Raw genomic sequence first — 4854 nt, 5'->3', positions numbered from 1 at the left:
AAAAAAAAAAAAAACAGTTATCTTTGCAAGAAACATCATACTTAATAACACTTAAAACAATAAAACACATGAAATTCAGCACAAAAGCCGCTACTTTTCTAAGTTCAATAAAAACTCAAACTTACGACAAAAAAGAAAGAGAAATGATAATAACGTATCAACAAAAACGAGTCTTTCATCTATCCCTGCTCATGCTGGTCTTATGCGCACCCATATACATATTTTCAGTTCCATTTCCCAATGAACAGTTTTATTATATTAACAGCGTATTATTCCTGTTTATCATCATGTGCACTCTCGCTTATTTTAAAAAGAGAGTAAATCTGACCACGACCTTTTCCATTATACTGATAGCCATACATATCGAGATTTCTATCGAAATAATTTATTGCTCAATATGTAGCGGACATGAATATAGTTATCAAAGAGCATTGATAATGAGTAACCTTACTATCTCTCTCTTATTTACCATGCTTTCCATCTGTGCCTATATGAGTAATATCTCCATCCTATTGTCCTCCCTTACCATAGCTTCCTATACAATCTGCACACTTATCACCGACGAACCGTTCCTATACAGTTATCTGCCTTTGATCATCATCATATACACCATGATCCCCTTATTAGGAAGATCCTTACGCAGTAATATCAGCAGCTTGCTAAAAAGTAGCAACTTGCTAAAAGAGGAAGAGGAAATGCTTTTGAAACGTCTCCAAATGAAAAAGGAAGAACTATTCGCGTTCGCCGAGTTGTTAAGCGAGAATAACCCGGAAGAAAAGACAAGCTCCCTGTTAAACATAATAGGGGAACAATCCAAAGAAAATCTTTTTACAGCCCTTGCCGCATACCAGAAAAAGGAAAAAAGTAAACTTGATACAATCAGGAGAATATATCCCAATTTATCCCCGTCCGAATTAAACATCTGCCGTTTAATACTGCAAGACAAGACCGTCAGCCAAATATGCGAATTATTACATCGGAGTAGCGGAAACATAACCAGCCAACGAGCGAACATACGTGCCAAACTCGGACTGAAAAAAAGCGACAATTTAAAAGAAGCATTACAAGAACGCATGAGGCTGTATGAAGAAGAACACCGGCAAGAGGAGTTTTCAGCCATGCGTTAGGGATTGCAGAGTAAAGCCCACAGCCTTTAGGCGAGGACTTGAAACGTAAAGCCCGACCGTCCCACGGGAACGCCCAAAAGAAAAAGAATCCCCCGAACATTCATCCGGGGGACATCCAAGCCGTCACGTCAATTATAATACAGATTCAGATCATCCGTGCCAATCTCCTTTCCGTCCCGGAAAACAAGGCGTAAATCAATCCTCTCTCTGTTTTCATTGCCACAAAGATAGACATACCGGCCAACATACGCATCATACTTATCAATCAGTTCTAACGGTATGACCGGCATGGGAAAAGGATACACCTATATTGCATATAGCGGAAAATTTGTAAGATTACCCTGTACTTTATAAGGCAACATAGAAAATCTCTCCGCATGCAATTCCGGTCTTTTTCCCAGTAATGCTGTCAACGAATTGGCCCGGACATTCCCTTCGGCCTTCACTTCTATCGGCACCATTTGGGCATTACGTTGAATAACAAAATCCAACTCAAGACGCGAATTGTCTGTGTTATGGTAATAAATCGGTGACACGCCCTTACTTTTCATCTGCTGCAATACATACTGTTCAGTCATTCCTCCCTTGTATTCCTTAAATATGTCGTTTTTAATCAAGACTTGGGCCGGATCTGTCTTGACCATAGCACCCATAAGCCCCAAATCAACCATATAGAGTTTGAAAGCCGACAGGTCTTCATAAATATCAAGCGGAAGCTCCGGTTTGGTACATCGAGGCACTTTATACAACAACCCGGCATTTACAAGCCATTGAATGGCCATCTCAAAATCATTGGCTCTGGCACCTTTTCGCAAAGCTCCGTAAATGAATTTCTTGTTTTCTTTAAATAATTGGGAAGGAATGCTGTTCCATACCATTCGGACACGCGGAACCTGTTCTTTGGGCGCATGTTTTGAGAAGTCAAGATCATAGCCTTGCAAAATCTCCGACTGTATTCTTCTGACTTCCAGCAAGGAATCCGTTTCTACATATTTGAGTACAACTTCCGGCATACCACCTACATAATAATATTGCCGAAGGAGATCCGTATATTTGTCATGCAGGAGGCTTATCGTTTCAAAATCCCCACTCATAAGCAATTTACAAGCTTCTTCTTCTCCCTTGGCGACAAGAAACTCTTCAAAGTTCATAGGAAATATATTGATGACATTTACCTTCCCTACGGGATAAGACACATCCTGATGAAGGGATATCCCCAAAAGTGAACCTGCCACAGCTATATGATACTCCGGAACCTCCTCTTTAAAATACTTCAAAGATTCCAGTGCTTCCGGGATATCTTGTATCTCATCAAGGATAATAAGCGTATCACCCGGAGTAATGTCAACGGAAGTCATCGCACGCAGCCCCCGTAAAATTCTGTCAACATTGAAATCCTGAGAAAAAAGCTGGCGTGCAAGGTTATTCTTACGGCATACCACATAAGCCTCTTTTTTGTATTCAAGTTTGGCAAACTCATGGAGCAGCCATGTTTTCCCAACTTGTCGGGCACCATTTAAAATCAGAGGTTTTCTATCCTCACGGTTTTTCCATTCTATAAGTTGTTGCAAAACAAATCTTTTCATCTACAAACAGCATTTTTATACATGTAAAAACAGCGTATAATACATTTATCCGCACTTATTTAAAGCACAAATATAAGAAAATAAACAGATAATAGAAGCAATCTTATACATTTTTCCGCACTTTAATCAACTCCAATGGAAAGCAGTAGCCAATTTAGGATTGCCTTCTCCACGCTCGATGGCCACCAGCGTATTGATGCCCACGCCCGCCAGTTCGGAGAAGTTCCAGCTGATTGACCTTCAAACTCTTCCTGCACTCTTTAATCATCTTTCCTAGCTCTTTCATATTCACAACACATTGTGATTTTAGTCAGTTTTCATCCTAGTTCAAAGAAAAAAACAGCCGATAAAGCAACTATAATCATTGTATTCATATAGATTAACATCATATATTCAAGTTAATCTATATATTTACATGGATTATTTGTATATTTGCAAAAAAGGAACAACCATGTGGAATGAAATGAGCAATCCAGCTGTGCTGATGAGAATCGGCCAGCGCATCAAAGAGACACGTATCAGGCAGCATATCACGCAGGAAGAACTGGCAACGGCTTCCGGTGTAAGCCCCTTGACCGTTGCGAACATCGAGAAGGGCAAATCGGTATCGCTGCTGTTGTTCATCAGCGTACTCCGCTCGCTCGGCCTGCTGGAGAACCTGGAGCAACTGGTACCGGAAATCCGGGTCAGCCCGATAGAGCTCAAAAAACTGCAAGGAAAGAAACGCTACCGTGTACGCCATTTAAAACAAGATAACCATGAATGATTTGATAGTAGATGTAAAGCTATGGGGAGAAAGCGTAGGCTCTCTCTATTGGGAAAAGGAAAGCAATGCCGCCTTGTTCGACTATGAACGGAAGTTCATCCGCTCCGGTCTTGACATTTCTCCCATCATCATGCCCATCAGCCAGTACAGGAACACCCCCTACCGGTTCCTTGAAAACCGTACCGACTGTTTCAAGGGGTTGCCCGGCCTGTTTGCCGATTCACTGCCGGACACTTTCGGAAACCAGATCATCAATGAATGGTTTGCCAGCAAGGGATTGTCCGGAGAAGAGATTACCCCTTTAGACAGGCTTTGCTATGTAGGCAAACGTGGCATGGGCGCACTGGAGTTTGAGCCGTCCTCGCCAATCAACGGCATGAACGAATCATCAGTGCTCCATATCGAGGAACTGACGGAGCTTGCCAAATCCGTATTCACGGACAGAATGGCTTTTCAGGTCCAACTGCGCCAGGAAGGAAGAAACATTCTGGATATACTGAAAGTGGGAACATCTGCCGGAGGTGCCAAGCCCAAGGCCATCATCGCCTACAACGATATTACCGGAGAGGTACGCTCCGGACAGGTAAAAGCTCCTGAAGGATTCGGATATTGGCTGTTGAAATTTGATGGCGGCAAATACAGCGAACACACGCAGATAACGGACAATCCACAAGGAATAGGAAATATCGAATATGCCTATCACCGGATGGCAAAAGCCTGCGGTATCGATATGATGGAATGCCGGTTACTTCAGGAAAAAGAGTCATATCACTTTATGACACGCCGTTTTGACCGTATGAAAGACGGAGAGAAAATCCATGTACAGACATTGGCCGGGCTTGCCCACTATGACCGTGACCAACGCCATTCATACGAAGAGATATTCCGTATCATGCGGCAGATGAACCTCCCTTATCCAGAGCAGGAGGAACTATACCGAAGAATGGTGTTCAACGTCATGAGCCGGAACCATGACGACCATAGCAAGAACTTATCTTTCCTGATGGATAGACAAGGGAAGTGGAAACTGGCCCCAGCATACGACCTCTGCTACTCATACACACCGGGCGGCAAATGGACGAACCGCCACCAGCTGTCACTCAACGGCAAACAAGACAATTTCACGATGGAAGATCTGCAAAAGGTAGGTGAGAACATGGGTATCCGGAAACACAAACAGATTATCGAAGAGATACAGGAAACCGTATCGCATTGGCATGAGACTGCCAAGGATTGCGGGGTCAAGCCGGAACACGCCGATTTTATCGGAGAAAACCTGCTCTTGTTCGGCAAGCAACTGCATACGATCCATATGCCGGACATTGCCAACGAACAAGAGCAGGCTTTCATGAAGGCTATGCGAAATGATGACTTC

At 43.0% G+C, this 4854-nt stretch carries 4 protein-coding genes and 1 pseudogene; 3 read left to right on the top strand and 2 right to left on the bottom strand.

What is annotated here, in order from left to right:
* Nucleotides 1–68 precede the first annotated feature (68 nt).
* Nucleotides 69–1127 carry a helix-turn-helix domain-containing protein gene (locus tag HMPREF9009_RS24620; protein WP_049703632.1) on the top strand — a complete coding sequence of 353 codons (1059 nt, stop codon included), beginning with the start codon at nucleotides 69–71 and terminating at the stop codon, nucleotides 1125–1127.
* 305 nt (nucleotides 1128–1432) lie between these two features.
* Here the strand turns inward: HMPREF9009_RS24620 and HMPREF9009_RS24615 are convergent, their stop codons facing one another.
* Nucleotides 1433–2713, bottom strand: coding sequence for an ATP-binding protein (locus tag HMPREF9009_RS24615; protein ID WP_005868811.1), 1281 nt, complete (start codon nucleotides 2711–2713; stop codon nucleotides 1433–1435).
* A 126-nt stretch (nucleotides 2714–2839) separates the two neighbouring features.
* Nucleotides 2840–2999: pseudogene (locus tag HMPREF9009_RS26285) on the bottom strand (helix-turn-helix domain-containing protein).
* 129 nt (nucleotides 3000–3128) lie between these two features.
* Between HMPREF9009_RS26285 and HMPREF9009_RS24605 the strand changes: the two are divergent.
* Together HMPREF9009_RS24605 and HMPREF9009_RS24600 are read left to right on the top strand one after the other, a co-directional pair.
* Nucleotides 3129–3479: a helix-turn-helix transcriptional regulator gene (locus HMPREF9009_RS24605; RefSeq protein ID WP_005868812.1), complete on the top strand. Its 351-nt coding sequence runs from the start codon at nucleotides 3129–3131 to the stop codon at nucleotides 3477–3479.
* The coding region (locus tag HMPREF9009_RS24600) for a type II toxin-antitoxin system HipA family toxin (protein ID WP_049703631.1) at nucleotides 3472–4854 on the top strand (1383 nt) is incomplete at its 3' end. The genes HMPREF9009_RS24605 and HMPREF9009_RS24600, both read left to right, overlap by 8 nt.

The sequence above is a fragment of the Bacteroides sp. 3_1_13 genome, assembly GCF_001185845.1.
GTDB lineage: Bacteria > Bacteroidota > Bacteroidia > Bacteroidales > Bacteroidaceae > Bacteroides > Bacteroides xylanisolvens.
The sequence above is the reverse complement of the archived record's forward strand: the minus strand, read 5'-3'. Positions and strand labels throughout refer to the sequence as shown.

What these genes read in the sequence shown, in the direction of transcription:
- HMPREF9009_RS24620 (WP_049703632.1), top strand. Translation starts at nt 69, where the DNA reads ATGAAATTCAGCACAAAAGCCGCTACTTTTCTAAGTTCAATAAAAACT.
- HMPREF9009_RS24615 (WP_005868811.1), bottom strand. Translation starts at nt 2,713, where the DNA reads ATGAAAAGATTTGTTTTGCAACAACTTATAGAATGGAAAAACCGTGAG.
- HMPREF9009_RS24605 (WP_005868812.1), top strand. Translation starts at nt 3,129, where the DNA reads ATGGATTATTTGTATATTTGCAAAAAAGGAACAACCATGTGGAATGAA.